The sequence below is a fragment of the Sutcliffiella horikoshii genome (assembly GCF_020524325.1).
GTDB lineage: Bacteria > Bacillota > Bacilli > Bacillales > Bacillaceae_I > Sutcliffiella_A > Sutcliffiella_A horikoshii_D.
On record NZ_JAIVKY010000016.1, the window covers coordinates 1 to 26,009 of the forward strand.

General features: G+C 42.5%; 25 protein-coding genes, 1 rRNA gene and 2 other annotated features. All 26 genes read left to right on the top strand.

Features of this window, described 5'->3' with window-relative positions; all coding sequences use genetic code 11:
* Nucleotides 1–111: ribosomal RNA gene (gene rrf, locus LC091_RS19055) — 5S ribosomal RNA — on the top strand; the annotation flags it as partial.
* A 428-nt stretch (nt 112–539) separates the two neighbouring features.
* A complete protein-coding gene (locus tag LC091_RS19060) occupies nt 540–1,001 on the top strand; it encodes a CtsR family transcriptional regulator (protein ID WP_010191446.1) in 462 nt (153 codons plus the stop codon).
* An 11-nt stretch (nt 1,002–1,012) separates the two neighbouring features.
* Nucleotides 1,013–1,561 carry a UvrB/UvrC motif-containing protein gene (locus tag LC091_RS19065; protein ID WP_226683644.1) on the top strand — a complete coding sequence of 183 codons (549 nt, stop codon included), beginning with the start codon at nt 1,013–1,015 and terminating at the stop codon, nt 1,559–1,561.
* The gene (locus tag LC091_RS19070) at nt 1,562–2,626 is read left to right on the top strand and encodes a protein arginine kinase (RefSeq protein WP_226683646.1); all 1,065 of its coding nucleotides are present in this window, start codon (nt 1,562–1,564) and stop codon (nt 2,624–2,626) included.
* 22 nt (nt 2,627–2,648) lie between these two features.
* Nucleotides 2,649–5,087: an ATP-dependent protease ATP-binding subunit ClpC gene (gene clpC / locus LC091_RS19075; protein ID WP_226683648.1), complete on the top strand. Its 2,439-nt coding sequence runs from the start codon at nt 2,649–2,651 to the stop codon at nt 5,085–5,087.
* Nucleotides 5,088–5,285: 198 nt separating this feature from the next.
* The gene (radA, locus tag LC091_RS19080) at nt 5,286–6,662 is read left to right on the top strand and encodes a DNA repair protein RadA (protein WP_226683649.1); all 1,377 of its coding nucleotides are present in this window, start codon (nt 5,286–5,288) and stop codon (nt 6,660–6,662) included.
* A gap of 2 nt (nt 6,663–6,664) precedes the next feature.
* Nucleotides 6,665–7,738 carry a DNA integrity scanning diadenylate cyclase DisA gene (gene disA / locus LC091_RS19085; protein WP_226683651.1) on the top strand — a complete coding sequence of 358 codons (1,074 nt, stop codon included), beginning with the start codon at nt 6,665–6,667 and terminating at the stop codon, nt 7,736–7,738.
* 107 nt (nt 7,739–7,845) lie between these two features.
* Nucleotides 7,846–8,937: a PIN/TRAM domain-containing protein gene (locus LC091_RS19090; protein WP_226683652.1), complete on the top strand. Its 1,092-nt coding sequence runs from the start codon at nt 7,846–7,848 to the stop codon at nt 8,935–8,937.
* A gap of 256 nt (nt 8,938–9,193) precedes the next feature.
* Nucleotides 9,194–9,871, top strand: coding sequence for a 2-C-methyl-D-erythritol 4-phosphate cytidylyltransferase (ispD, locus tag LC091_RS19095; protein WP_226683653.1), 678 nt, complete (start codon nt 9,194–9,196; stop codon nt 9,869–9,871).
* Nucleotides 9,872–10,077: 206 nt separating this feature from the next.
* Nucleotides 10,078–10,554, top strand: coding sequence for a 2-C-methyl-D-erythritol 2,4-cyclodiphosphate synthase (gene ispF / locus LC091_RS19100; RefSeq protein ID WP_226683654.1), 477 nt, complete (start codon nt 10,078–10,080; stop codon nt 10,552–10,554).
* 330 nt (nt 10,555–10,884) lie between these two features.
* Nucleotides 10,885–12,336, top strand: a complete 1,452-nt coding sequence (gltX, locus tag LC091_RS19105) for a glutamate--tRNA ligase (RefSeq protein ID WP_226683656.1) — start codon at nt 10,885–10,887, stop codon at nt 12,334–12,336.
* A gap of 57 nt (nt 12,337–12,393) precedes the next feature.
* Nucleotides 12,394–12,631 (top strand) — a binding site (T-box leader).
* Between the two features lie 246 nt (nt 12,632–12,877).
* Nucleotides 12,878–13,543, top strand: coding sequence for a serine O-acetyltransferase (cysE, locus tag LC091_RS19110; RefSeq protein WP_226683658.1), 666 nt, complete (start codon nt 12,878–12,880; stop codon nt 13,541–13,543).
* Nucleotides 13,524–14,924, top strand: a complete 1,401-nt coding sequence (cysS, locus tag LC091_RS19115) for a cysteine--tRNA ligase (RefSeq protein ID WP_226683659.1) — start codon at nt 13,524–13,526, stop codon at nt 14,922–14,924. Before cysE ends, cysS begins: the two co-directional genes overlap by 20 nt.
* Nucleotides 14,925–14,932: 8 nt before the next feature.
* Nucleotides 14,933–15,343, top strand: a complete 411-nt coding sequence (locus tag LC091_RS19120) for a Mini-ribonuclease 3 (RefSeq protein ID WP_226683697.1) — start codon at nt 14,933–14,935, stop codon at nt 15,341–15,343.
* Nucleotides 15,344–15,345: 2 nt separating this feature from the next.
* Nucleotides 15,346–16,089: a 23S rRNA (guanosine(2251)-2'-O)-methyltransferase RlmB gene (gene rlmB / locus LC091_RS19125; protein ID WP_226683661.1), complete on the top strand. Its 744-nt coding sequence runs from the start codon at nt 15,346–15,348 to the stop codon at nt 16,087–16,089.
* Nucleotides 16,090–16,095: 6 nt separating this feature from the next.
* A complete protein-coding gene (locus LC091_RS19130; RefSeq protein WP_226683663.1) occupies nt 16,096–16,605 on the top strand; it encodes an NYN domain-containing protein in 510 nt (169 codons plus the stop codon).
* A 68-nt stretch (nt 16,606–16,673) separates the two neighbouring features.
* Nucleotides 16,674–17,324, top strand: coding sequence for an RNA polymerase sporulation sigma factor SigH (gene sigH / locus LC091_RS19135; protein WP_010191463.1), 651 nt, complete (start codon nt 16,674–16,676; stop codon nt 17,322–17,324).
* 112 nt (nt 17,325–17,436) lie between these two features.
* Nucleotides 17,437–17,586, top strand: a complete 150-nt coding sequence (gene rpmG, locus LC091_RS19140) for a 50S ribosomal protein L33 (RefSeq protein WP_226683664.1) — start codon at nt 17,437–17,439, stop codon at nt 17,584–17,586.
* Between the two features lie 29 nt (nt 17,587–17,615).
* Nucleotides 17,616–17,798, top strand: coding sequence for a preprotein translocase subunit SecE (secE, locus tag LC091_RS19145; RefSeq protein ID WP_226683665.1), 183 nt, complete (start codon nt 17,616–17,618; stop codon nt 17,796–17,798).
* A gap of 462 nt (nt 17,799–18,260) precedes the next feature.
* Nucleotides 18,261–18,794 (top strand): transcription termination/antitermination protein NusG, encoded by a 534-nt coding sequence (gene nusG, locus LC091_RS19150; protein WP_226683667.1) that lies wholly within the window; start codon nt 18,261–18,263, stop codon nt 18,792–18,794.
* 172 nt (nt 18,795–18,966) lie between these two features.
* On the top strand, nt 18,967–19,392 hold the full coding sequence (gene rplK / locus LC091_RS19155; protein WP_148990097.1) for a 50S ribosomal protein L11: 426 nt from the start codon (nt 18,967–18,969) through the stop codon (nt 19,390–19,392).
* A gap of 117 nt (nt 19,393–19,509) precedes the next feature.
* On the top strand, nt 19,510–20,214 hold the full coding sequence (gene rplA / locus LC091_RS19160) for a 50S ribosomal protein L1 (RefSeq protein WP_148990098.1): 705 nt from the start codon (nt 19,510–19,512) through the stop codon (nt 20,212–20,214).
* Nucleotides 20,215–20,262: 48 nt separating this feature from the next.
* Nucleotides 20,263–20,408 (top strand) — a sequence feature (ribosomal protein L10 leader region).
* 40 nt (nt 20,409–20,448) lie between these two features.
* On the top strand, nt 20,449–20,949 hold the full coding sequence (gene rplJ, locus LC091_RS19165) for a 50S ribosomal protein L10 (RefSeq protein ID WP_010191469.1): 501 nt from the start codon (nt 20,449–20,451) through the stop codon (nt 20,947–20,949).
* Between the two features lie 64 nt (nt 20,950–21,013).
* Complete coding sequence (gene rplL, locus LC091_RS19170; RefSeq protein ID WP_060666612.1) at nt 21,014–21,376, top strand: 50S ribosomal protein L7/L12; 363 nt, start codon at nt 21,014–21,016, stop codon at nt 21,374–21,376.
* 167 nt (nt 21,377–21,543) lie between these two features.
* The gene (locus LC091_RS19175) at nt 21,544–22,146 is read left to right on the top strand and encodes a class I SAM-dependent methyltransferase (RefSeq protein ID WP_226683669.1); all 603 of its coding nucleotides are present in this window, start codon (nt 21,544–21,546) and stop codon (nt 22,144–22,146) included.
* A 288-nt stretch (nt 22,147–22,434) separates the two neighbouring features.
* The gene (rpoB, locus tag LC091_RS19180) at nt 22,435–25,992 is read left to right on the top strand and encodes a DNA-directed RNA polymerase subunit beta (protein WP_060666610.1); all 3,558 of its coding nucleotides are present in this window, start codon (nt 22,435–22,437) and stop codon (nt 25,990–25,992) included.
* Nucleotides 25,993–26,009: the final 17 nt, after the last annotated feature.

Genomic DNA, 26,009 nt, shown 5'->3' on the forward strand with positions numbered 1-26,009 from the left:
AATGATGGCGAAGAGGTCACACCCGTTCCCATACCGAACACGGAAGTTAAGCTCTTCAGCGCCGATGGTAGTTGGGGGATCTCCCCCTGTGAGAGTAGGACGTTGCCAGGCAAATTTATGGGAAACCAGTGCTTAGTGCGCTGGTTTTTTTGTGTTGTTTTTGTATGTTTGTGTCGAATGACGATTATTTCGTCCGACTTAGTGGATAAATCGAAAAGTTCGCGGATAAACAAAAAGTTGGACTGTTATTTTAAAACGAGCCCCCTCAACCTCCCCGGCCCAGCCCCCCTCAAAAACCTCTTTTGAACAATTTTGACCAATTGACGTTTAAACACCTCCCAAAAGTGGAATTCTGTTTGAGAGAGACCCATTCTGAAAGAACCTACATCCAAAGACCATCCCAACATAAATAGACGCACGACAAACCAAACCACACAGAATGACAGTTTTTAGCGAAAGGTTATCTATTGAATTTTTTCAGAAGGTCTTATATATTTTACATATAGTCAAAGATAGTCAAGGTCAGATAGGAGGATAGCATGAGAAACATATCTGATGTCATTGAGCAATATTTGAAACAGGTGTTGGAGGGGAGCAGGGAGAATTCTGCTGAGATCAAACGTAGTGAGATTGCAGATAAGTTTGAATGTGTGCCCTCTCAGATTAATTATGTGATAAATACTAGATTTACGATTGAACGAGGATATTTGGTGGAGAGCAAGCGTGGGGGCGGCGGCTATATCAGGATTATTAAGATCAAGCCGCATGACCATTTGCATTTGATCGACCAGCTTATAGAACTGATAGATGTGAGAGTTTCCCAGGCAAGTGCGGAGGATGTTATCTTTCGGTTGGTGGAAGAGAAGGTGATTTCCGCTAGGGAGGCGAAAATAATGGTTAGTGTCATGGACCGCTCTGTCTTATATTTGGGCTTACCTGAGAGAGATGAGCTGCGGGCAAGGATGTTAACGGCTATGCTGACTACACTGAAGTACCGGTAGGGGGGATGAAAATGGTATGTCAAGAATGTAATGAGCGCCCAGCTGCTTTGCATTTTACAAAGATTATCAATGGTGAAAAATCCGAGATTCATATATGTGAGCAATGTGCTCAAGAAAAAGGCAGTATGTCGATGTTTACTGGTGGATCAGGTTTTTCCATCAATAACCTGATTGCAGGATTGTTGAATACAGAACACACCATACCAAATCCGAAACAGGAAGACATTGCGCCGCAGAAAATTTTACAGTGCGAACGCTGTAAGATGACGTTTCAGCAGTTTACGAAAATTGGGCGTTTTGGTTGTTCGGAATGTTATCATACCTTTTCCGACAAGATGCAGCCAATTTTAAAAAGGTTGCATAGCGGAAACACGGTGCATGCCGGGAAGATTCCGAAACGAATCGGCGGGAGCATGCATGTGAGGAAAGAGATTGATGCGCTTAGAGAAGAATTACAGGAACTTATTTTACAGGAAGAATTCGAGAGTGCGGCGAATACTAGAGATAGAATCAGAGAATTGGAAAGACAACTGAGTGAAAAAAGAGAGGGGGAGCAGTAGATGTCTCTTGAACACTTTTTAAATAATGCGGTCAGTTCCTGGATGAAACAGGAGGGACCGGATTCGGATATTGTCCTTAGCAGCAGAGTAAGGCTTGCCAGAAATCTTGAAAAGATGCAGTTTCCGACAGTGTCGAGCAATGAGGAAGCGCAGCAGATTGTGGATATAATGAAGCAGCATTTTGGAGAAAAAGAGTTTCAGAATCTTGGGGAGCTGGAGTTTCTTCTTATGGAGGAATTGAATGCTTTAGAGAAGCGAGTGTTGGTAGAAAAGCACTTAATCAGTCCACAACTGGCGGAGGATTCGGCATTTGGAGCATGTTTGTTATCACCGAATGAAGAAGTGAGCATTATGATAAATGAGGAGGATCATATCAGGATTCAATGCTTGTTTCCCGGACTGCAGTTGAATGAAGCGTTGCAGGTAGCCAATTCATTGGATGATTGGATAGAAGAAAAGATTGATTATGCGTTTGATGAAAAACGAGGATACTTAACGAGTTGCCCGACAAATGTGGGGACGGGGCTTCGTGCTTCCGTCATGATGCACTTGCCCGCACTGGTGCTGACTCAGCAGATGAACAGAATTGTTCCTGCTATTAACCAATTGGGATTAGTTGTTAGAGGAATTTATGGGGAAGGCAGCGAAGCTTTAGGTAACATCTTTCAAATTTCCAACCAAATGACACTCGGTAAGTCAGAAGAGGATATTGTTCAAGACCTTATGGGTGTGGTACAACAACTTATTTCTCAAGAGCGCTCTGCCAGAGAAGCATTAGTCAAAACTTCGAACATACAATTAGAAGATAGGGTATTTCGCTCATACGGGTTGTTGGCACACAGTCGTATTATGGAAACAAAAGAGGCGGCAAAGTGCTTGTCGAATGTGCGGCTAGGTATAGATTTAGGCTATATCACCGACATTTCTAGATCCATTTTGAATGAATTAATGATTTTAACTCAACCGGGCTTCTTGCAGCAATATGCAGGAGGGCCATTAAAGCCAAATGAAAGAGATGTTCGCAGGGCCAGCTTGATTCGGGAAAGAATGCGATTAAATAGATAAATTATTCGGGAGGCGAATGGATATGATGTTTGGTCGATTTACAGAAAGAGCGCAAAAAGTATTGGCATTGGCACAGGAAGAGGCGTTGCGCCTAAGCCATAATAATATAGGAACAGAGCATATCTTACTTGGATTGGTAAGAGAAGGGGAAGGGATTGCTGCAAAAGCATTGATCGCCCTTGGCTTGGGGCCTGAAAAAATTCAAAAAGAAGTAGAAAACTTGATTGGAAGAGGACAGGACAGTGGGCAATCAATTCCTCACTATACACCAAGGGCGAAGAAGGTAATTGAGCTTTCCATGGATGAAGCGCGTAAGCTTGGTCATTCCTATGTAGGAACAGAGCATGTATTGCTTGGCTTAATTCGTGAGGGAGAAGGGGTTGCGGCACGCGTATTGAACAACTTGGGAGTGAGCTTAAACAAGGCTCGCCAGCAAGTGTTGCAACTGCTTGGAAGTAATGAATCTTCCGGAGGACATTCAGGTGGTGCATCTGCCAATGTGAATACACCTACTCTTGATAGCTTGGCAAGGGACCTAACGGCGGTCGCGCGTGAGGGAAGCTTGGATCCTGTTATCGGACGAAGCAAGGAAATTCAGCGTGTGATTGAGGTGCTTAGCCGCAGAACGAAAAATAATCCAGTATTGATCGGGGAACCTGGTGTAGGTAAAACGGCCATTGCAGAAGGACTTGCACAGCAAATCGTGAGCAATGAAGTTCCGGAGATCCTTCGAGATAAACGCGTTATGACGCTCGACATGGGTACAGTTGTTGCCGGTACGAAATATCGCGGAGAGTTTGAAGACCGCCTGAAAAAGGTGATGGATGAGATCCGTCAAGCCGGTAACATCATCCTTTTCATCGATGAACTTCATACATTGATTGGTGCCGGTGGAGCAGAGGGTGCCATTGACGCATCCAATATCTTAAAACCGTCCTTAGCGCGTGGAGAGCTACAATGTATCGGTGCCACAACGCTAGATGAGTACCGTAAATATATCGAAAAAGATGCAGCACTTGAGCGACGCTTCCAGCCGATTACGGTGGATGAGCCGACAACAGCGGAGTCCATTCAGATTCTGACAGGACTGCGTGACCGTTATGAAGCTCACCATCGTGTATCCATCACTGATGAAGCGATCGAGCAGGCGGTTAAGCTTTCCGACCGTTACATCAGTGACCGCTTCTTGCCAGATAAAGCAATCGACTTAATTGATGAAGCGGGATCAAAAGTACGACTACGTTCTTTTACAACACCTCCGAACTTAAAAGAGTTAGAGGTAAAGCTTGAAACTGTTCGCAACGAAAAGGATGCGGCTGTTCAAAGCCAGGAATTCGAAAAAGCAGCCTCTTTAAGAGATACAGAGCAGCGTCTTCGTGAACAATTAGAAGAAACGAAGAAAACATGGAAAGAAAAGCAAGGTCAGGAGAATTCCGAGGTGACAGTAGAAGATATTGCGATGGTTGTATCTAGCTGGACCGGAATTCCGGTATCAAAACTTGCACAAACAGAAACAGATAAACTGTTAAACATGGAATCTTTATTGCACTCCCGTGTTATTGGGCAGGATGAAGCGGTTAAAGCCGTATCAAAAGCCGTTCGCCGTGCACGTGCAGGCTTGAAAGATCCAAAGCGTCCAATTGGTTCCTTCATATTCCTTGGGCCAACTGGGGTAGGTAAAACGGAACTTGCAAGAGCCCTGGCGGAATCTATCTTTGGTGACGAGGATGCGATGATTCGTATTGATATGTCTGAGTACATGGAGAAGCATTCTACTTCCCGTCTCGTTGGTTCCCCTCCAGGCTATGTTGGGTATGATGAAGGTGGCCAGTTGACGGAGAAAGTTCGCCGCAAGCCGTATTCTGTTATTCTTTTAGATGAAATTGAAAAAGCACATCCTGATGTGTTCAATATTCTATTACAAGTGTTAGAGGATGGCCGTTTGACAGATTCAAAAGGTCGTACAGTGGATTTCCGTAACACGCTTGTCATTATGACATCCAATGTTGGTGCTGACGCATTAAAGCGCAACAAATATGTCGGCTTTAATGTACAAGATGAGAACCAGAACTATAAAGACATGAAAGGGAAAGTGATGGATGAGCTGAAAAAGGCGTTCCGTCCGGAGTTCCTGAACCGAGTTGATGAAATGATTGTGTTCCACTCTTTAGAGAAGACACATTTGAAAGAAATCGTCACATTGCTATCCGAGCAGTTAACGAAGCGCCTGAAAGAACAGGATATCGATTTGGAGCTGACAGACGCTGCAAAAGAAAAGATTTCAGAAGAAGGCTACGATCCGGAATACGGTGCAAGACCGTTACGCCGTGCAATCCAAAAGCATGTGGAAGATAAACTTTCAGAAGAGCTGTTAAAAGGGAATATCGAGAAAGGCAAGAAAATCTCGTTAGATGTTGTAGACGGGGAATTTGTTGTCCGTGATGTGGAAAAAGTAAAATAAGGTTGCTGGTCGTTTGCATGGCTGTATAGAAGTGGAGGTAAGCCCGTTGTATAAGGGCTTTCCTCCTTTCTTATATTTTCCAATGGTTTAGATTAGCGTAAGATATGTGAAATAAGGTATCATGAAAGAAGGAAAACAATGGTATTTTCACAACACTCATTTCATAAAGATTATTGTTAACATAGAGAGGATTTTTGGATGGCAAAGCGTAAGACAAAGTTTATGTGTAAGGAATGCGGGTATGAGTCTCCTAAGTGGATGGGGAAATGCCCAGGGTGCAATGCATGGAATACGATGGTGGAGGAACTGGAAGAGTCCAGGACACCAAGGCGCGGAGGTTTTACGACGTCTTCTTCTACATTGGCAAGAAAAGCAGAATCTATCACAAAAGTGGAAAATATAAAGCAATCCAGGATATATACAGATATGGAAGAGTGCAATAGAGTGCTTGGCGGCGGTTTGGTCCAAGGTTCCCTTGTTTTAATTGGGGGAGACCCTGGTATTGGAAAGTCGACGTTATTGTTGCAGGTGTGCAGTCAATTAGCATTAAAAAAACATCGTGTCTTATACATATCGGGGGAAGAATCTGTTCAGCAAACAAAGCTGCGGGCAGACCGTTTAGGAGTACAGGCAGATGAGTTGTTTGTTTTATCAGAAACGGACTTCGAACTGGTTGCAAAAGCGGTGGATGATGTACAGCCGACCTTACTTGTTGTTGATTCCATTCAAACCGTTTATCATCCGGCTGTTACCTCCGCTCCTGGGAGTGTGTCACAGGTTAGAGAATGTACGGCTGAGTTGATGCGGATTGCAAAGACAAAGAATATTGCTGTCTTCATCGTAGGTCATGTCACAAAAGAAGGGTCTATTGCAGGACCCCGTCTTTTAGAACATATGGTGGACACGGTGTTATATTTCGAAGGAGAAAGACATCATACGTATCGTATTTTGCGTTCAGTGAAAAATAGATTCGGTTCCACGAATGAAATTGGTATTTTTGAAATGAAGGAAGAGGGTTTGACAGAAGTGAAGAACCCTTCAGAAATCTTTTTAGAAGAACGGTCAAAAGGGGCTGCAGGTTCCACAGTTGTAGCATCGATGGAAGGTACAAGGCCTGTATTGGTAGAAATCCAGGCGTTGATCTCTCCCACAGGTTATGGAAATCCAAGAAGAATGGCAACAGGAATCGATCACAACAGGGTATCACTTATTATGGCGGTACTTGAAAAAAGAGTGGGGCTGTTGCTTCAAAACCAGGATGCCTATTTGAAGGTGGCAGGTGGGGTAAAACTCGATGAACCGGCCATCGACCTTGCAGTTGCGGTCAGCATCGCTTCCAGCTTCCGTAACCAAACATCTGAACCAACAGATGTGGTGATTGGGGAAGTAGGGCTGACAGGTGAGATCAGACGGGTGTCCCGCATTGAACAACGTGTCCAAGAAGCTGCGAAGCTTGGATTCAAACGAGTAATCATTCCTGCGAAAAACCTGGGAGGGTGGACCATTCCGAAAGAGGTTAATGTGATAGGTGTCAACACCATCGAACAGGCTCTTCAATATACTCTAGGGGGATAGAGATGGAAGAACAACGGCAGAAAGAAAAAATAATGGCAGATACATTACAGTTTATCGCACCCGGAACACCTATTCGGGAAGGTATTAACAATATACTTCGTTCTCAAACCGGTGGACTTGTGGTCGTGGGATTCAATGACAAAGTGAAAGATATGGTAGACGGAGGATTTTCCATCAATTGTCCATTCAGCCCGGCCTATGTATATGAATTGGCGAAGATGGATGGTGCTATCATCTTGAATGAAAAAGGGACGAAAATCCTCTATGCTAATGCACAATTAACACCTAACTCCACCATCATTTCCACTGAAACAGGAATGAGACATCGAACAGCAGAACGTGTGGCTAAGCAGACTGGCTGCCTTGTTGTAGCCATTTCTCAGCGTCGAAATGTCATTACCTTGTACAAAGGTGATTTCCGTTATGCGCTGCGGGATATTGGGGTTATTTTTACAAAAGCAAACCAGGCGATTCAAACCCTTGAAAAATACAAAACCGTACTAGATCAGGGAATTACCAATCTGGGAGCTTTAGAATTTGAAGAACAGGTATCATTATCGGAACTTTTACAGGTGATACATCGTATAGAAATGGTACTGCGCATTAAAAATGAAATACTAAGTTATATTAATGAGCTTGGAACAGAAGGCAGACTGATTCGACTGCAGATGACGGAACTCCTAGCCCACATTGAAGAAGAAGCGATTCTCCTTATAAAAGATTATTGCGTGGATAAAGAAATGGATGCGTTCATGATTCTAAGGCGTTTGCAGGAGTTGGCAAATACGGATTTATTGGACGATGCCGTTATCTTAAAGATGCTAGGGTATTCTGGTTTTATGAATCCTGACGAAATTGTCCTGCCAAGAGGGTATAGAGTTTTGCATAAGATCCCGCGACTTCCTCCACTCGTCATCGAAAACTTAGTATGTAAGTTCTGGAATCTAAAGCAGATACTTAATGCTACAGTGGAAGAACTAGATGATGTGGATGGAATTGGTGAGGTACGAGCCCGGAAAATCAAAGAGGGATTGAAACGGATTCAAGATCAACTACAGATTGACCGACAAATGTAAGGCGTAAAATCAGGATTGTGACAAAATCCTTACAAAAGTAAATTAAAAGTTTTTTCGACGTTTTATTTAAAGGAAACTGTTTATAATGAATAAAGGGAGGTGAGGCAATGTTAAGGCGTACGGTTCAACTATTCTTTTTAATTCTTGGCGGAACATTGGGGATCTTTTTCATTCCCGAGCTGTTTTCTCTCTTGGATCTAGGGGATATTCCTTTTCTCACAAAGCCTTATACTGTTGCTATTTTAGGAGCAATTATATTTTTTATCCTTACTTTTTGGTTAGTGGATTATGTTGTAGGATTCATTAAATGGATAGAGGAATCTTTAGTGAAAGCGCCAGTTACCGATGTGTTATTTGGTAGTTTAGGACTTATTTTTGGACTGATTGTCGCTTATCTGGCAGTTATTCCTTTAGAGAGAATCCCATTCGTCAGCGCCATATTCCCTATTTTCATTACCATTCTATTAGGATATCTTGGTTTTCAAGTAGGCTTCAAAAAACGAGATGAATTGGTGAGTTTATTTTCTATCTCCTCAAAATTCGGGAAGAAAAAATCAGTAGAAGATGACGAATTAGATTTATCCTCTAAGAAGCTGAAGATCTTAGACACAAGTGTTATTATTGATGGCAGGGTTGCAGATATTTGCCAAACCGGTTTTCTGGAAGGGACAATCGTCATTCCGCGATTTGTTCTGGAAGAACTGCAGCATATCGCTGATTCATCAGATGTGTTAAAACGTAATCGTGGTCGACGTGGTTTAGATATACTAAACAGGATTCAAAAAGAATTAGCGATAAAAGTAGAGATATATGAAGGCAATTTTGAAGACATCCAGGAAGTGGACTCCAAGCTTGTGAAGCTAGCAAAATTGACTTCCGGTGTGGTCGTTACCAATGACTTTAACTTAAACAAAGTATGTGAGCTTCAAAATGTTGATGTGTTAAACATCAACGATTTAGCCAATGCGGTAAAGCCGGTCGTTCTTCCTGGCGAAGAGCTGACTGTACAAGTCATTAAAGACGGTAAAGAACATAATCAAGGTGTCGCGTACCTTGATGACGGAACCATGATTGTAGTAGAAGAAGGCCGTGATTATATCGGCAAACACATCCAAGTTCTTGTCACAAGCGTGCTCCAGACATCTGCCGGACGTATGATCTTTGCCAAGCCTAAACAACTAGAACGGGCAGCGTTATAAGAAAAACCTATGGAATACAAATACCATAGCTGATGATTGGGGCCAAAGGCGAAGACTCCGTAGGGAGGTAGCGCTAGGTGAAGACCCCGCAGGCTTTCCGAGGAGGCTTCAGCAGCGCCCCTCGGAAAGCGAAGCCTGGAGCGGAAATCATCAGCGGAGGTGAAAAGAAAACCTCCAATAACTTATACCCTCTTAAGCTAAGCTTAGAGGGTATAAGTTATTTTGTGAAAAAACAAGACCCACGGGAGAGTAAATAATGAACTATCAAGTAATCGTACTAGCAGCAGGACAGGGGAAGCGGATGAAAGCAGGAAAAAACAAGCAATTCATCGAGCTGGAGGGGAAACCTGTCATCATACATACCCTCTCTGTCTTTGAAGCAGACCCATGGTGCAAAGAAATTAAACTAGTCATCAATGAAAAAGAAAAAGATATATTCAAAGAACTTCTTACCCAATATCCAATACAAAAAATAAAAGAAATGGTCACTGGTGGAGAAGAGCGGCAGGATAGCGTGTATAATGGGCTTACATCGCTTCAATCAGCAGAAATTGTACTTGTTCATGATGGAGCAAGGCCTTTTATTTCTCGCGAAGTCATTCATAATCTAGTGAAAAAAGCGGCCGAAGATGGAGCTGCGATTGTAGGTGTTCCTGTTAAAGACACGATTAAACGTGTCAGTGCGGCCGGAGTGGTAGAACAAACGGTGGAACGATCCAGCTTATGGTCCATCCAAACACCTCAAGCGTTTCGTTATCCGATCCTAAAAGAAGCGCATGAAAAAGCAAAAACAGAGAACTACCTAGGAACCGACGAAGCAAGTCTCGTAGAACGTATCAATGTGCCGGTACACATCGTACAAGGTGAATACGAAAACTTCAAACTCACCACACCCGAAGACCTAATCCTTGCAAAAGCTTTTTTACAAAAATAATATTATGAAAATGTAACAGATCATATCAAACCGTAAACCCCTGTAGATTAGAGTGCAAGGTGTGAGACTTCGGAGGGAGATAGCGGTAGGTTGAGACCCCGAGCGTTGCGAGGAGGCTCAAGCACCGCCCCTTGGAAAGCGAACACCTGGAACGGAAATCTACAGGAGTTAATCAGACTAAATACATATAATTGGAGAGGTGCACTATGTTTCGAATTGGACAAGGTTTTGACGTACATCAGTTTGCAGAAGGCAGACCACTAATCATCGGAGGCATCACCATCCCTTACGAAAAAGGGCTACTCGGACACTCCGATGCTGACGTACTTTTACATACAATCTCCGACGCATGCCTAGGCGCAATTGGAGAAGGAGATATCGGAAAACACTTCCCAGACACAGACCCAGCATATAAAAATGCAGACTCCGCTGTTTTAATGGAACAGGTCTGGGCAATAGTAAAAGAAAAAGGTTACACACTTGGAAATGTGGACTGTACTATTATTGCTCAAAAGCCAAAAATGGCTCCCCACATCGAACCGATGCGCAAAAGAATTGCCGAATTATTAGAAGCGGACGTGGAACAGGTCAACGTAAAAGCCACCACCACCGAAAAACTCGGCTTCACCGGCAGAGAAGAAGGAATCGCCGCCCAAGCAGCAGTCCTCTTGATAAAGAGATAGTTTTTGTAAGACGTGATATCTAGCTGTTGATTGAAGCAAAAGGCGAAGACTCCTCGAAAATGCTACGCATTTACTTCGTGCGATGTTTCGCTGCCGAAGCCTTCCTTGTCCTGAGGGAGATAGCGCTAGGTGGATACCCCGCAGGCGTAAGCCGAAGGAGGCTCACGTCAGCCCCTAGGAAAGCGAAGCCATTTGCGGAAAACAACAGATGCGTTATAACAAAACCATAGAAAGAAATAGATACGAATCCAGCATTTTTATGTTAAAATAATGCTTAGTTTTAAAAACCGTCCGGGCACGAAAACCGACGGAAAATGGAGGTAACAAAACATGACAGTTCGCGTACGATATGCCCCAAGTCCAACAGGGCACTTACATATAGGAAACGCCAGAACCGCACTATTCAACTACCTGTTTGCACGCAGCCAAAACGGTAAATTCATCATCCGCATCGAAGATACAGACAAAAAGCGCAATATCGCAGGCGGAGAAGAAAGCCAGCTGAAATATTTAAAGTGGCTTGGAATGGACTGGGATGAAAGCGTCGATGTAGGTGGCGAATATGGCCCATACCGCCAATCAGAGCGTAATGACATCTACACTAAATATTATAATGAGCTTTTGGAAAAAGGGCTTGCCTATAAATGTTATTGCACGGAAGAGGAGCTGGAAGCGGAGCGCGAAGAACAGATTGCCCGCGGAGAAAACCCTAATTACTCCGGCAAGCACAGCAACTTAACAGAAGAAGAACAAAAAGCCTTTGAAGCAGAAGGAAGAGAACCAAGCATTCGCTTCCGCGTACCAAAAGGAAAAGAAATCAAGTTCCATGACATGGTAAAAGGAGACGTTTCTTTTGAATCCGACGGCATTGGTGACTTTGTTATCGTGAAAAAGGACGGAACACCTACTTACAACTTCGCAGTAGCAGTGGATGATCATCTAATGCAGATTTCCCACGTCCTTCGTGGAGATGATCATATCTCGAACACGCCAAAACAAATCATGATCTTTGAAGCATTAGGCTGGGAAGTTCCTGTGTTCGGTCACATGACATTGATTGTAAACGAAAGCCGCAAAAAATTAAGCAAACGTGATGAGTCCATCATCCAGTTTATTGAGCAATACGAGGAGCTTGGCTATTTACCTGAGGCTTTATTCAACTTTATTGCCTTGCTTGGCTGGTCTCCAGTCGGCGAAGAGGAAGTCTTCTCCAAGGAGCAATTTATCGAAATCTTTGATACGGCACGTCTATCCAAATCACCTGCTGTATTTGATACAAACAAATTAACATGGATGAACAACCAATACATCAAAACAATGGACCTGGATCGACTTGTCGACCTTTCATTGCCACATCTAGTAAAAGCAGGTCGTCTGGAAGAATCTATGACAGATGATCAAAAGGTTTGGGCAAAAGAACTTATCGGGCTTTACCAAGAGCAGATGAGTTTCGGAGCGGAGATTGTAGAGCTAACGGAAATGTTCTTCCAAACGCATATTGAATACGATGAAGAAGCAAAAGCTGTCTTGGCGGAAGAACAAGTACCAGAAGTGATGGTTGCGTTTCATAAAGAGTTGGAAACGATGGAGGACTTCTCCGTAGACAACATCAAAGCTGCAACCAAATCCGTTCAAAAAGCAACAGGTCATAAAGGGAAAAAACTTTTCATGCCAATCCGCGTGGCTACGACTGGCCAAACCCATGGACGTGATCTGCCGCAAACGATTCATCTATTAGGGAAAGAAACAGTCTTAGCGAGATTGTCTAAGCTAATTGGTTAACATTTTCCGTAAAACATAATATGATAGAACTACCATATTTAATAGCGAGATAACCATTAATGAATGTTGAAGAGGAGAGTAGAAAAGGTACATCCTTTCCAGAGAGAATCGCCATGGCTGCAAGCGATTCATGTGATGACTTTTTTGAAATGCACCTCGGAGTCTGTTGCTAAAAGGCCGTAAAGCCGAGTAAGTCACAGCGGCAACCTCCCGTTACGAGGCTTAAGTGGGGATGTGGGTCCTTATTCAAACCCATTTCCAAACAGAGTGGAACCGCGCCATAAGCGTCTCTGTGTCAATGACACGGAGGCGTTTTTATTTTTGAGAAAGTGGTGATCAAAATAGTATCACCTAATCCCCCTGTTGACTGAAGAGCAGGGAGTGAGACTCCGGCGGGAGGTAGCGGTAGGTTGAGACCCCCGAGCGTTGTGAGGAGGCTCAAGCATCGCCCCGCGGAAAGCGAACTCCCGGAGCGAAAGGAAACAGGAAGTTAACCAAATCAATAGTAATATAAACGGGAAAAAGAAAGGAGGTTCACTCCATGTTTCGCAAACTAAAGGAAGACATAGAAGTGGTATTTGAACAAGATCCAGCCGCAAGAAATTATTTTGAAGTAATCCTTACCTACTCAGGTCTCCATGCCGTATGGGCCCACCGGATTGCACACGCTTTTTTTAAACGGAAAATGTTCTTCATCGCAAGAGCCATCTCCCAAGTGAGCCGGTTCTTCACTGGAATCGAAATTCATCCAGGTGCCAAAATCGGCCGCAGATTTTTTATTGACCACGGAATGGGAGTGGTAATAGGAGAAACCTGTGAAATTGGGAATAATGTTACTGTCTTCCAAGGAGTAACCCTCGGCGGTACCGGGAAAGAAAAAGGAAAGCGACACCCAACCATACAGGACAACGCACTGATTGCAACGGGTGCCAAAGTATTGGGTTCCATCACAATCGGTGAAAACTCTAAAGTTGGAGCGGGATCGGTTGTATTAAAAGATGTACCTGCCAACTCCACTGTTGTCGGCATCCCAGGGAAAATCGTCATACAGGATGGAGTGAAGGTGAAAAGGGATTTAAATCATCATGAAATGCCAGATCCGACAGGTGACAGGTTTGTGGAATTGGAAAACCAAATTGTCCGCTTGCAAAATGAACTGCTACTTTTAAAAGAGAGGAAGAAAATAGATGACCATTCATCTTTTTAATACATTAACACGCCAAAAGGAAAAGTTTGTCCCGCTTGAAGAGGGCAAGGTAAAGATGTATGTGTGCGGACCGACCGTATATAACTACATCCATATCGGAAATGCAAGACCGCCAATTGTCTTTGATACGGTAAGAAGATACTTAGAATACCGCGGCTATGAAGTGAACTATGTTTCTAACTTTACAGATGTGGACGACAAGCTAATTAAGGCTGCCAAGGAATTAGGAGAAGATGTTCCGACTATTGCAGAACGTTTTATCGAGGCGTATCACGAAGACGTTTCTGCACTGGGTTGCAAACAAGCAACTGTTCACCCAAGAGTAACGGAAAGCATGGACATCATCATTGAGTTCATTGAAGCATTGATTGAAAAAGGGTATGCCTATGAGTCTGGTGGAGATGTATATTACAGAACTCGCGAGTTTAAGGAGTATGGAAAGCTTTCACATCAACCGATAGAGGACCTTCAGCTTGGTACTCGTATTGAAGTGGGAGATAAGAAACAAGATGCGCTTGACTTTGTCCTTTGGAAAGCGGCAAAAGAAGGAGAAATCTATTGGGAAAGTCCATGGGGGAAAGGTCGTCCAGGCTGGCATATCGAGTGCTCGGCAATGGCTCGTAAATACCTTGGGGACACCATTGATATTCACGCAGGCGGACAGGACTTGTCCTTCCCGCATCATGAAAATGAAATTGCCCAATCCGAGGCTCTGACAGGGAAGACATTTGCTAAGTATTGGTTGCATAATGGGTATATTAATATTGATAACGAAAAGATGTCTAAATCCCTTGGTAACTTCGTGCTGGTTCATGACATCATTAAAAAGCATGACCCGCAATTATTGCGTTTCTTTATGCTTTCCGTTCATTACCGTCATCCAATCAACTATAACGAAGAGTTGCTTCAAAGCACCAAAAATGGTCTCGACCGTATCCGAACTGCATACGAAAACTTAAAGCATCGTTTGGACAATACAGCAGACCTTGCAACAGATGATATGGAATGGCTACAAAAAGTAGAAGAGTTTAAAAACGAATTCATCAAAGTAATGGATGATGATTTTAATACAGCAAATGCTATTTCCGTTTTATTTGATATGGCGAAGCAAGCCAACCTTTACTTAAACGGTAAAAACACTTCTGAAAAAGTGTTAGAGGCGTTCATTGCACAGTTTGAAGAATTATTTTCTGTGATTGGTGTGTCCCTTACTGCAGAGGAAGAACTATTGGATGAGGAAATCGAAAGCTTAATTCAGCAGCGTATTGATGCAAGGAAAAACCGTGATTTTGCAAGAGCGGATGAGATTCGTGACGAATTAAAAGCGAAAAATATCATCCTCGAAGATACTGCACAAGGCACACGATGGAAAAGAGGATAATAGCTGCAATGAGCAATACACAAGTAGATGCAAAGCAATTAAATAGTTTGGCGCTTGCCTATATGGGGGATGCGGTGTATGAAGGATACATCCGCCACCACCTTTTAAAGTCCGGGAAGATACGTCCAAATCAGTTACATCGGGCTGCAACAAACTATGTGTCTGCGAAATCGCAGGCACATCTGCTTCACCAGCTGATGGAGCGTGAATTTTTTACCGAAGAAGAACAAGGTGTAATCAGACGGGGGCGCAATGCGAAGTCCGGTTCGGTACCAAAGAATACGGACGTACAAACATACCGCTACTCCACCGCATTTGAAGCACTCATCGGCTATCATTATTTATGTGAAGACATAGACCGCATGGAAGAAATCGTGTTTACCTGCATAGAACTGGTAGACAGCAAGAGAGGTGAATAGAGATGACAAAAGAATTCATAATGGGAAGAAACCCAGTGCTAGAGGCGCTTAAATCAAATCGTGAAATCAACAAGCTATGGATTGCAGAAGGTGGTCAAAAAGGCTCAATCCAACAGGTTATCGCTATGGCTAAGGAAGCGAATGTACTTGTACAATTCGTTCCCCGCAAAAAGATTGACCAGATGGTGGAGGGAAATCATCAAGGAGTCGTCGCTTCTGTCGCTGCCTATGATTATGCCGAACTTGATGATCTGTATAAGGCTGCAGAACAGCGAAACGAAGATCCATTCTTTCTTATTCTAGATGAAATTGAAGATCCGCATAACTTAGGTTCCATTATGCGTACGGCAGATGCAGTAGGGGCACATGGCATCATCATTCCTAAGCGCAGAGCGGTAGGCTTGACTGCAACTGTAGCAAAATCCTCAACAGGTGCCATTGAGCATATCCCGGTCGTGCGAGTGACCAATCTTGCCAGAACGGTGGACGAGCTAAAAGAGCGCGGACTTTGGATCTTCGGAACAGACGCAAAAGGAACCGTTGATTATACAAAAATGGATGGTTCTTTGCCGCTAGGACTCATTATCGGCAGTGAAGGAAAAGGGATGTCCAGACTTTTAAAAGAAAAATGCGATTTCCTTGTCTCTTTACCGATGGTAGGAAAAGTTACATCATTAAATGCATCTGTAGCAGCAAGTCTATTAATGTATGAGGTTTTCCGCAAAAGATTGTCGGCAGGAGAGTAAGGAAGAATGGATATTCTACTGGTAGATGGATATAACATTATCGGTGCGTGGCCGGAGCTGAGGATCCTGAAAGATCAGGATCTCGCAATGGCCCGTGATATCCTTATTTCTCGAATGGCAGAGTACCAGGCGTATACAGGCTACAAGGTGATTATTGTTTTTGACGCGCATATGTCACAAGGAATAGAGACGAAGTACAAAAATCATCGCGTGGAAGTCATTTATACACGTGAAAACGAAACAGCCGATGAAAGAATCGAAAAACTTGCCATCAGCTTAAGTGACATCCGCACACAAATCCATGTGGCAACTTCTGACTTTACAGAACAATGGGCCATTTTTGGCCAAGGTGCATTGCGAAAATCAGCTCGTGAACTATTAAATGAGTCAGACGCCATTGAAGCAAGAATAAAAAAACGCGTAACAAAATTTACCAACGAAAAGCCGTCAAAACGCATTGAACTCGACAATGAAATTTCAGCAATTTTCGAAAAATGGCGCCGAGGACAGCGATGAGTGGTTGACGGTCAATTTATGACTACTGTATAATATTTCTATCTACTGATTCAGTCGGAGGGATAGGTGTGATAGTGAGCGATCCAAGAAATGCTAACAGGATATTAGAGCTTATGGAAGACGAACAGATGGTAGAACTTGTGCATTTAGGTGATAGTGAAGCGCTGGATTATTTAATCAACAAGTATAAGAACTTCGTTCGCGCGAAGGCTAGATCCTATTTTCTTATTGGTGCAGATCGCGAGGATATTGTGCAAGAAGGAATGATAGGTCTATACAAGGCAATCCGGGACTTTAAAGAGGACAAGTTGACTTCATTTAAGGCATTTGCCGAACTTTGTATCACAAGACAAATCATTACTGCGATAAAAACTGCTACAAGACAGAAGCATATTCCATTGAATTCGTACGTATCATTGGACAAGCCTATCTATGACGAGGAATCAGACCGCACATTAATGGATGTCATTTCGGGTGCTAAGGTAATGGACCCTGAAGAATTAATCATAAATCAAGAGGAATTTGATGATATAGAAGTTAAGATGGGAGAATTGCTTAGTGACCTTGAGAGAAAGGTTCTGGCTCTTTACCTAGACGGACGCTCCTATCAAGAAATTTCAGAAGATTTAAACCGGCATGTAAAGTCCATCGACAACGCATTGCAAAGGGTAAAACGCAAGTTAGAAAGATATTTGGAACTGAGAGAGATTACTTTATAAGTAGTTAATTCTCTTATTCATATGTGAAATGGTTGCGCCTTCAAATCACGTTGACTAATTATTACGCCTATGTTACATTTTTAGGGACATCTATGTTTTGGTGGTGTAACACATGCAAAGTAAGGTAGCACTTGCTTGCGCGACGTGTTCTTCCCGTAATTACTCAACAGTTAAAGGGAAATCACAAAGTGCAGAGCGATTAGAGATAAAGAAGTTTTGTAAGATTTGTAATGCTCACACCGTTCATCGGGAGACAAAATAGATCACTATCTGGGGTTGGAGGTTACATGGATGGGACGTTTGACTAACTTTTTTCGCGATGTAGCTCGCGAAATGAAAAAAGTAAGCTGGCCAAAACGCCAGGAACTAACTCGCTATACAATTACAGTAGTAACTACAGTATTGTTTGTAGCAGTGTTTTTCTGGGTTGTTGACTTAGGTATTTCCGAGTTAATCCGTGCTTTGATTAACTAATTACTAAAGAGCAAACAATAATTTTTTCCTTATTCCTTTTGCTCTTGAATAAGTAATGTTATATCATGGTATAATGTAAATAATACTTTCTGACAAAAAGCCCGTTCAACGGGTTTTTTCATTTGGAAAAAAACACCACGGTGTTTTAATAGTTTTACTGATTATAATAGGCGGTATTCTTGGTGTTAGCCAATTTCCCCTGTTGATTGAAGTGAAGGGTGTGAGACTCCTCGAAAATGCTAACGCATTTTCTTCGTGCGATGAATCGCTGCCGTAGCCTTCCTTGTCCTGAGGAAGATAGCGGTAGCTTGAGACCCCTGAAGCGTAGTGAGGAGGCTTAAGCACCGCCCAAAGGATTAAGCGAACACCCATAACGGAAATCAACAGGGAGTCCAACGGAATCCATTATAGTCTCAAAAATAAAATGCTAGAAAAGGGAGGGACGGACACAAGTCCTAAACAATGGAGAAAAACTGGTACGTTGTTCATACTTATTCCGGATACGAGAATAAAGTAAAAGCAAACTTAGAAAAACGAGTAGAATCAATGGGGATGCAAGACAAGATCTTCCGTGTCGTAGTTCCTGAAGAAGAAGAAACAGACATCAAAAACGGCAAAAAGAAAGTAACCAAGAAAAAAGTGTTCCCAGGATACGTTCTAGTAGAGATCGTCATGACAGACGACTCTTGGTACGTAGTACGTAACACACCTGGAGTAACAGGTTTCGTAGGATCAAGCGGATCCGGATCCAAACCAACACCTCTATTGGATGATGAAATTGCATTCATCCTTAAGAGAATGGGCATGATGGAGAAGCAAGTAGAAGTAGACTTCGAACTAAAAGAATCCGTAAAAGTAACAGAAGGACCATTTGCGAACTTCACCGGACACATCGTAGAGATGGACAAAGACAAGCACAAAGTGAAAGTTCTTGTAAATATGTTCGGCCGCGAAACCCCTGTGGAGCTTGACTTTACACAGATTGAAAAATTATAATGTAAAAAAACTTGAAATAGTTTCGTAAAAATGATATTATTTCAAAGGTCAGTATGTCTCTGAAATAGAGACTATTAATAAAAAAATATTCTTTATTAAATATATAAAGAATGAGTTGAGTGGGAGGGAGAAATCCCAGATACCACATCACGGACTTAAGGAGGTGTGTCTCGTGGCTAAAAAAGTAATTAAAATGGTAAAGCTACAAATTCCAGCAGCGAAAGCTAACCCAGCACCACCAGTTGGACCAGCACTAGGTCAAGCAGGTGTTAACATCATGGGTTTCTGTAAAGAGTTTAACGCTCGTACAGCAGATCAAGCTGGATTGATTATCCCTGTTGAAATCACGGTTTTTGAAGACCGTTCATTTACATTTATTACGAAAACTCCACCTGCTGCAGTTTTACTTAAAAAAGCAGCTGGTATTGAGTCTGGTTCTGGTGAACCAAACCGTAATAAAGTTGCAACAGTTAAGCGTGATAAAGTACGCGAAATTGCGGAGACGAAAATGCCAGATCTAAACGCTGCAAGCGTAGAAGCTGCAATGCGCATGGTTGAAGGTACTGCTCGTAGCATGGGTATCGTCATCGAAGACTAATCCCATTGCTTTTGATTTAACTGCTGTTCAGGGTTGCGGACTTTGGTTTATGGCCAATTCGCAACCTTTATTCGTGGGAGGTTATTCCGCTAAAACCACATAAGGAGGACGTTTAAAATGGCTAAAAGAGGTAAAAAGTACATCGAAGCTGCGAAACTTGTAGACCGTCAAACGGCTTACTCTGTTAACGAAGCTATCGAGTTAGTAAAGAAAACAAACACTGCGAAGTTCGACGCTACTGTGGAAGTTGCATTCCGTCTTGGAGTTGACCCTCGTAAAAATGACCAACAGATCCGTGGAGCAGTAGTGCTTCCTCATGGAACTGGTAAAACTCAAAAAGTCCTAGTTTTCGCTAAAGGCGAAAAAGCGAAAGAAGCAGAAGCTGCTGGAGCTGACTATGTTGGGGATGCTGACATGATCGCGAAAATCAACCAAGGTTGGTTCGATTTCGACGTAATCGTTGCTACACCAGACATGATGGGTGAAGTTGGTAAATTAGGACGCGTGTTAGGACCTAAAGGACTAATGCCAAACCCTAAAACTGGTACAGTTACATTTGATGTAACGAAAGCTGTTAACGAGATCAAAGCTGGTAAAGTTGAATACCGCCTTGACAAATCTGGTAACATCCACGTGCCAGTAGGTAAAATCTCTTTCGAAGATACGAAGCTTGTTGAAAACTTCACAACTATCTATGAGACTTTACTAAAAGCTAAACCGGCTGCTGCAAAAGGTACATTCATGAAGAACGTTGCTGTTACTTCTACAATGGGCCCTGGAGTAAAAGTTGATACTTCTACTTTCGTAGCTACCAAAAACTAACATATTGACACAAGATAACTAGACGGTTATAATAATCGTTGTGTTTATAAAATGATATTGTTTGTACCGTAGACAGTAGGTGCCGTAAGGCTTAATTTCCTACCGAGGTGTGAATTTTTACGATATAAAGCCTTGCGCTTTTAACGATAAAACTTCTGCCTCCACCTGCGTGGAGGCATTCTTTATGTACACCGGTCGGTATAAGTGGTAACCAACTTTTTAGGAGGTGTAACGATGAGCAAAGCAGTTGAAGTAAAAAAACAAGCTGTTGGAGAAATCGCTGACAAGTTTAAAGGTTCTGTATCTACTATCGTAGTTGACTACCGTGGACTTAACGTTGCGGAAGTAACAGAACTTCGTAAACAACTTCGTGAAGCAGGTGTTGAGTTCAAGGTTTACAAAAACTCTTTAACTCGCCGTGCGGCTGAAGCAGCAGACATCAACGGACTTAACGACGCATTAACAGGACCTAACGCTATCGCATTCTCTACTGAAGATGTAGTAGCTCCTGCTAAGATCCTTAATGACTTCGCGAAAAAGCACGAAGCATTAGAAATCAAAGCTGGTGTAATCGAAGGGAATGTTGCAACGGTTGAAGAAGTGAAAGCTCTTGCTGAACTTCCATCCCGTGAAGGTCTTCTTTCCATGTTGCTTAGCGTCCTTCAAGCTCCAATCCGCAACTTGGCTCTTGTTACGAAAGCAGTTGCAGATCAAAAAGAAGAGCAAGGCGCTTAATTTCAATCTAGCAAGTTAAGTAACAAAAACAAAAAACTTATAATATCTAAGGAGGAAATTAACAATGACACACGAACAAATCATTGAAGCGGTTAAAAATATGACTGTTTTAGAATTAAACGACCTAGTAAAAGCAATCGAAGAAGAATTTGGTGTAACTGCTGCTGCTCCTGTAGCTGTAGCTGGTGGCGGAGCTGCTGAAGCTGCTGCTGAGCAAACTGAATTCGACGTAATCCTAGCTAACGCTGGCGGACAAAAAATCAAGGTTATCAAAGTAGTACGTGAAATCACTGGCCTTGGTCTTAAAGAAGCTAAAGAAGTTGTAGACAACGCTCCTAAAGCTCTTAAAGAAGGTATTGCTAAAGAAGAAGCTGAAGAAATCAAAGCTAAACTTGAAGAAGTTGGAGCTTCTGTAGAAGTTAAGTAATTACAGGCTCTTAAAAAGGAAAGCTCGCTACGTGTTAGCGGGCTTTTTTTAAACGGTGCCACACTTGATGTAAGAACCGTTTGGTTACTGTCTTTTTCAAGGGTGCTAATATATGAAGTTGATTTGTTGAAAAGCTAGAGATAGCTATTCAGATAAGGAGACTAAATATGACGAATCATTATTATACAAACAAGCCATCAGTGGAAAGCAACCGTCAACAATGGAAATTTGATTTAAAAGGTAACAACTTTTCTTTCATAACGGATAGCGGTGTTTTTTCGAAAAAAGAAGTGGACTTTGGATCAAGGGTGCTGATAGAGGCTTTTGAAGAACCGGAAGTGGAAGGTCGCATTCTGGATGTTGGCTGTGGATATGGTCCGATTGGATTGTCTCTTGCAAAATATTATCCACATCGTCATGTGGACATGATTGATGTCAATGAAAGAGCTGTTGAGCTAGCCAAAGAAAACGGTTCTATTAACGAAGTGGAGAATATCACCGTTTTTACTAGTGATATCTATCAAAATGTCACTTCCACCGACTATGCGGCAATACTTTCTAATCCGCCGATACGCGCTGGCAAAAAAGTAGTTCATGAAATTTTGGAAAAAGCTTGGACGCACTTGGCGCCAAAAGGTGAACTGTGGATTGTGATCCAAAAGAAACAGGGAGCTCCTTCTGCAATGGAGAAATTGGAGTCATTGTTTGAGGAAGTGGAAGTTGTGACAAAGAAAAAAGGCTACTCCATCATCAAATCAAAAAAGGGTTGACTTGGTTTTTTTGTTATGGTAGCATTGTTTAATGCCAATATGTATTTTTCTGAGCACTAATAATTTTATGTATTTTGCATGTATAAAATTAGTATGCTTGGAAAAGATAGTAAAATCAATAGAGCGATTGTAAAAACGTGGTTTTCTGAATTGAAACCATTTTTTATTTTTCACATGGATTCTTTTAGCAGTATTGTTTCCATGTTGAATGTTTTTTTATGTTTGGCTTTGAGTGGTTTATATTTTTTAAACTACTATTAATAACGCTTGATACGAGGGGTGAATCAGTTGACAGGTCAACTAGTTCAATACGGACGACACCGCCAACGCAGAAGTTATGCTCGCATTAGTGAAGTATTAGATTTACCAAATCTAATAGAGATTCAAACATCTTCTTATCAATGGTTCCTTGATGAGGGATTAAGAGAAATGTTTCATGACATTTCCCCAATTGAAGACTTCACAGGAAATCTATCTTTAGAATTCATCGATTATAGCTTAGGGGAACCTAAATATTCTGTTGAAGAATCAAAGGAAAGAGATGTTACATACTCAGCTCCTTTACGTGTGAAGGTTCGTCTCATTAACAAAGAAACTGGTGAAGTAAAAGACCAGGATGTATTTATGGGTGATTTCCCGTTGATGACGGATACTGGTACGTTCGTTATTAATGGTGCAGAACGTGTTATTGTATCTCAGTTAGTGCGTTCTCCAAGTGTGTATTACAGCGGAAAAGTAGATAAAAATGGTAAAAAAGGCTTTTCGGCTACTGTTATTCCAAACCGTGGTGCATGGTTAGAATACGAGACTGACGCTAAAGATGTTGTATATGTTCGTATAGATCGTACTCGTAAACTACCAGTAACGGTTCTTTTGCGTGCTCTTGGATTCGGTTCCGACCAGGAAATCATTGATCTTCTTGGTGAAAACGAGTACCTTCGCAATACTTTAGATAAGGATAACACAGAAAGCACAGAAAAGGCATTACTAGAAATATATGAGCGTCTACGCCCTGGTGAGCCACCAACGGTTGAAAACGCAAAAAGTTTATTAGAGTCTAGATTTTTCGATCCTAAACGCTATGATTTGGCAAGTGTTGGAAGATACAAGATTAATAAAAAGCTTCATATCAAGAACAGACTTTTCAATCAACGTATCGCTGAAACACTTGTAGACCCTGAAACTGGGGAAATCATTGTAGAAAAAGGTACACTGTTAGATCGTAGAACTTTAGACCGCATTCTACCTAACATTGAAGACGGCATCGGCCTTACTTCTTTCCATCCGCATGGCGGGGTAGTAGAAGATGAAGTGCCAATGCAATCTATTAAGATATATGCACCGAATGATGCAGAAGGTGAAAAAGAAATCGTTGTTTTAGGCAACGGTTTTATAGAAGAAAAAGTAAAGCATATCGCTCCTGCGGACATCATTGCTTCTATCAGTTACTTCTTTGACCTTCTACATGGTGTAGGCGATACAGATGATATCGATCACCTTGGTAACCGTCGTTTACGTTCTGTTGGAGAACTTCTTCAAAACCAGTTCCGTATCGGTCTATCCAGAATGGAGCGTGTGGTTCGTGAAAGAATGTCCATCCAGGACACTAACACCATCACTCCGCAACAATTGATCAATATCAGACCTGTTATTGCATCTATTAAAGAGTTCTTCGGAAGCTCTCAGTTATCTCAGTTCATGGATCAAACGAATCCATTAGCTGAATTAACACATAAACGTAGATTGTCTGCGCTTGGACCTGGTGGTTTGACGCGTGAGCGTGCCGGCTTTGAAGTACGTGACGTTCACTACTCTCACTATGGCCGTATGTGTCCAATCGAGACTCCTGAGGGACCAAACATTGGACTAATCAACTCCCTTTCTTCTTTTGCGAAAGTAAATAAATTTGGTTTCATCGAAACTCCTTACAGAAGAGTTGACCCTGAAACGGGCCGCGTGACAGACCAAATTGATTACTTGACTGCAGATGAAGAAGATAACTATGTAGTAGCCCAAGCAAATGCCCGTCTTGGTGAAGATGGTACTTTCTTGGACCAAAATGTTGTTTCCCGTTTCCGTGGGGAGAACACGGTTGTTGTAAGTGAGAGAATCGACTACATGGACGTTTCTCCTAAGCAGGTTGTATCTGCTGCGACAGCTTGTATTCCTTTCTTGGAAAACGATGACTCCAACCGTGCACTTATGGGAGCGAACATGCAACGTCAAGCTGTACCTCTATTGCAACCGGAATCCCCGATTGTTGGTACTGGGATGGAGCATGTTTCCGCAAAAGACTCCGGTGCTGCTGTTATCTGTAAACACCCTGGTGTTGTAGAACGCGTAGAAGCCCGCGAAGTATGGGTGCGTCGTATGGAAGAAGTCGACGGACAACAAGTAAAAGGCAACCTTGATAAGTACAGAATGCTTAAATTCATTCGTTCTAACCAAGGAACATGCTATAACCAACGTCCAATCGTTTCCGTTGGTGACGTTGTAACAAAAGGAGAAATCCTTGCAGACGGTCCATCCATGGAAAAAGGTGAATTGGCACTTGGCCGTAACGTAATGGTCGGTTTCATGACATGGGACGGTTATAACTATGAGGATGCTATCATCATGAGTGAGCGTCTGGTAAAAGATGATGTGTACACTTCCATTCATATTGAAGAATATGAGTCAGAAGCACGTGACACCAAACTTGGACCGGAAGAAATCACGCGTGATATCCCGAACGTTGGGGAAGAGGCACTTAAAAACCTTGACGACCGCGGAATTATCCGAGTGGGTGCGGAAGTAAAAGACGGAGATCTATTAGTAGGAAAAGTAACACCTAAAGGGGTTACAGAACTTACTGCAGAAGAACGTCTATTACACGCAATCTTCGGTGAGAAAGCAAGAGAAGTACGTGATACATCACTAAGAGTTCCACATGGTGGTGGCGGTATCGTACTTGATGTAAAAGTATTCAACCGTGAAGACGGAGACGAATTGCCACCAGGCGTTAACCAATTGGTTCGTGCATACATCGTTCAGAAACGTAAAATCTCTGAAGGTGACAAAATGGCCGGACGACATGGTAACAAAGGGGTAATCTCTCGTATCTTACCGGAAGAAGATATGCCTTACTTGCCTGATGGAACACCAATTGACATCATGTTAAACCCACTAGGGGTACCTTCTCGTATGAACATCGGGCAGGTATTGGAGCTTCACTTAGGAATGGCAGCAAGAACATTGGGCATCCACGTTGCTTCCGCCGTATTTGATGGCGCGCGTGAAGAAGACGTTTGGAGCACACTTGAAGAGGCTGGCATGGCAAGAGATGCTAAAACAGTATTGTATGACGGAAGAACAGGTGAGCCGTTCGACAGCCGTGTATCTGTAGGGATCATGTATATGATCAAACTTGCGCACATGGTTGATGATAAGCTTCACGCACGTTCCACTGGACCATACTCACTTGTTACGCAACAACCACTTGGCGGTAAAGCGCAATTTGGTGGACAACGTTTCGGTGAGATGGAGGTATGGGCACTTGAGGCTTATGGTGCCGCTTATACACTACAAGAAATCCTTACAGTTAAATCCGATGACGTAGTAGGACGTGTGAAAACGTACGAAGCGATCGTAAAAGGTGAAAATGTACCTGAACCAGGTGTACCTGAATCCTTCAAAGTATTGATCAAAGAACTTCAAAGTTTAGGTATGGATGTAAAAATCCTATCCGGCGATGAAGAAGAGATAGAAATGAGAGATCTTGAGGAAGATGAAGAACAAGCTTCCGAGGGTATTTCCCTTGATTCAGATCAAGTAGAAGAAGTAAAAGAAACTGTCGCTAAAGACTGATGGCCAACAGTACTTTA

What these genes read in the sequence shown, in the direction of transcription:
- LC091_RS19060 (WP_010191446.1), top strand. Translation starts at nt 540, where the DNA reads ATGAGAAACATATCTGATGTCATTGAGCAATATTTGAAACAGGTGTTG.
- LC091_RS19065 (WP_226683644.1), top strand. Translation starts at nt 1,013, where the DNA reads ATGGTATGTCAAGAATGTAATGAGCGCCCAGCTGCTTTGCATTTTACA.
- LC091_RS19070 (WP_226683646.1), top strand. Translation starts at nt 1,562, where the DNA reads ATGTCTCTTGAACACTTTTTAAATAATGCGGTCAGTTCCTGGATGAAA.
- clpC (WP_226683648.1), top strand. Translation starts at nt 2,649, where the DNA reads ATGATGTTTGGTCGATTTACAGAAAGAGCGCAAAAAGTATTGGCATTG.
- radA (WP_226683649.1), top strand. Translation starts at nt 5,286, where the DNA reads ATGGCAAAGCGTAAGACAAAGTTTATGTGTAAGGAATGCGGGTATGAG.
- disA (WP_226683651.1), top strand. Translation starts at nt 6,665, where the DNA reads ATGGAAGAACAACGGCAGAAAGAAAAAATAATGGCAGATACATTACAG.
- LC091_RS19090 (WP_226683652.1), top strand. Translation starts at nt 7,846, where the DNA reads ATGTTAAGGCGTACGGTTCAACTATTCTTTTTAATTCTTGGCGGAACA.
- ispD (WP_226683653.1), top strand. Translation starts at nt 9,194, where the DNA reads ATGAACTATCAAGTAATCGTACTAGCAGCAGGACAGGGGAAGCGGATG.
- ispF (WP_226683654.1), top strand. Translation starts at nt 10,078, where the DNA reads ATGTTTCGAATTGGACAAGGTTTTGACGTACATCAGTTTGCAGAAGGC.
- gltX (WP_226683656.1), top strand. Translation starts at nt 10,885, where the DNA reads ATGACAGTTCGCGTACGATATGCCCCAAGTCCAACAGGGCACTTACAT.
- cysE (WP_226683658.1), top strand. Translation starts at nt 12,878, where the DNA reads ATGTTTCGCAAACTAAAGGAAGACATAGAAGTGGTATTTGAACAAGAT.
- cysS (WP_226683659.1), top strand. Translation starts at nt 13,524, where the DNA reads ATGACCATTCATCTTTTTAATACATTAACACGCCAAAAGGAAAAGTTT.
- LC091_RS19120 (WP_226683697.1), top strand. Translation starts at nt 14,933, where the DNA reads ATGAGCAATACACAAGTAGATGCAAAGCAATTAAATAGTTTGGCGCTT.
- rlmB (WP_226683661.1), top strand. Translation starts at nt 15,346, where the DNA reads ATGACAAAAGAATTCATAATGGGAAGAAACCCAGTGCTAGAGGCGCTT.
- LC091_RS19130 (WP_226683663.1), top strand. Translation starts at nt 16,096, where the DNA reads ATGGATATTCTACTGGTAGATGGATATAACATTATCGGTGCGTGGCCG.
- rpmG (WP_226683664.1), top strand. Translation starts at nt 17,437, where the DNA reads ATGCAAAGTAAGGTAGCACTTGCTTGCGCGACGTGTTCTTCCCGTAAT.
- secE (WP_226683665.1), top strand. Translation starts at nt 17,616, where the DNA reads ATGGGACGTTTGACTAACTTTTTTCGCGATGTAGCTCGCGAAATGAAA.
- nusG (WP_226683667.1), top strand. Translation starts at nt 18,261, where the DNA reads ATGGAGAAAAACTGGTACGTTGTTCATACTTATTCCGGATACGAGAAT.
- rplA (WP_148990098.1), top strand. Translation starts at nt 19,510, where the DNA reads ATGGCTAAAAGAGGTAAAAAGTACATCGAAGCTGCGAAACTTGTAGAC.
- rplJ (WP_010191469.1), top strand. Translation starts at nt 20,449, where the DNA reads ATGAGCAAAGCAGTTGAAGTAAAAAAACAAGCTGTTGGAGAAATCGCT.
- rplL (WP_060666612.1), top strand. Translation starts at nt 21,014, where the DNA reads ATGACACACGAACAAATCATTGAAGCGGTTAAAAATATGACTGTTTTA.
- LC091_RS19175 (WP_226683669.1), top strand. Translation starts at nt 21,544, where the DNA reads ATGACGAATCATTATTATACAAACAAGCCATCAGTGGAAAGCAACCGT.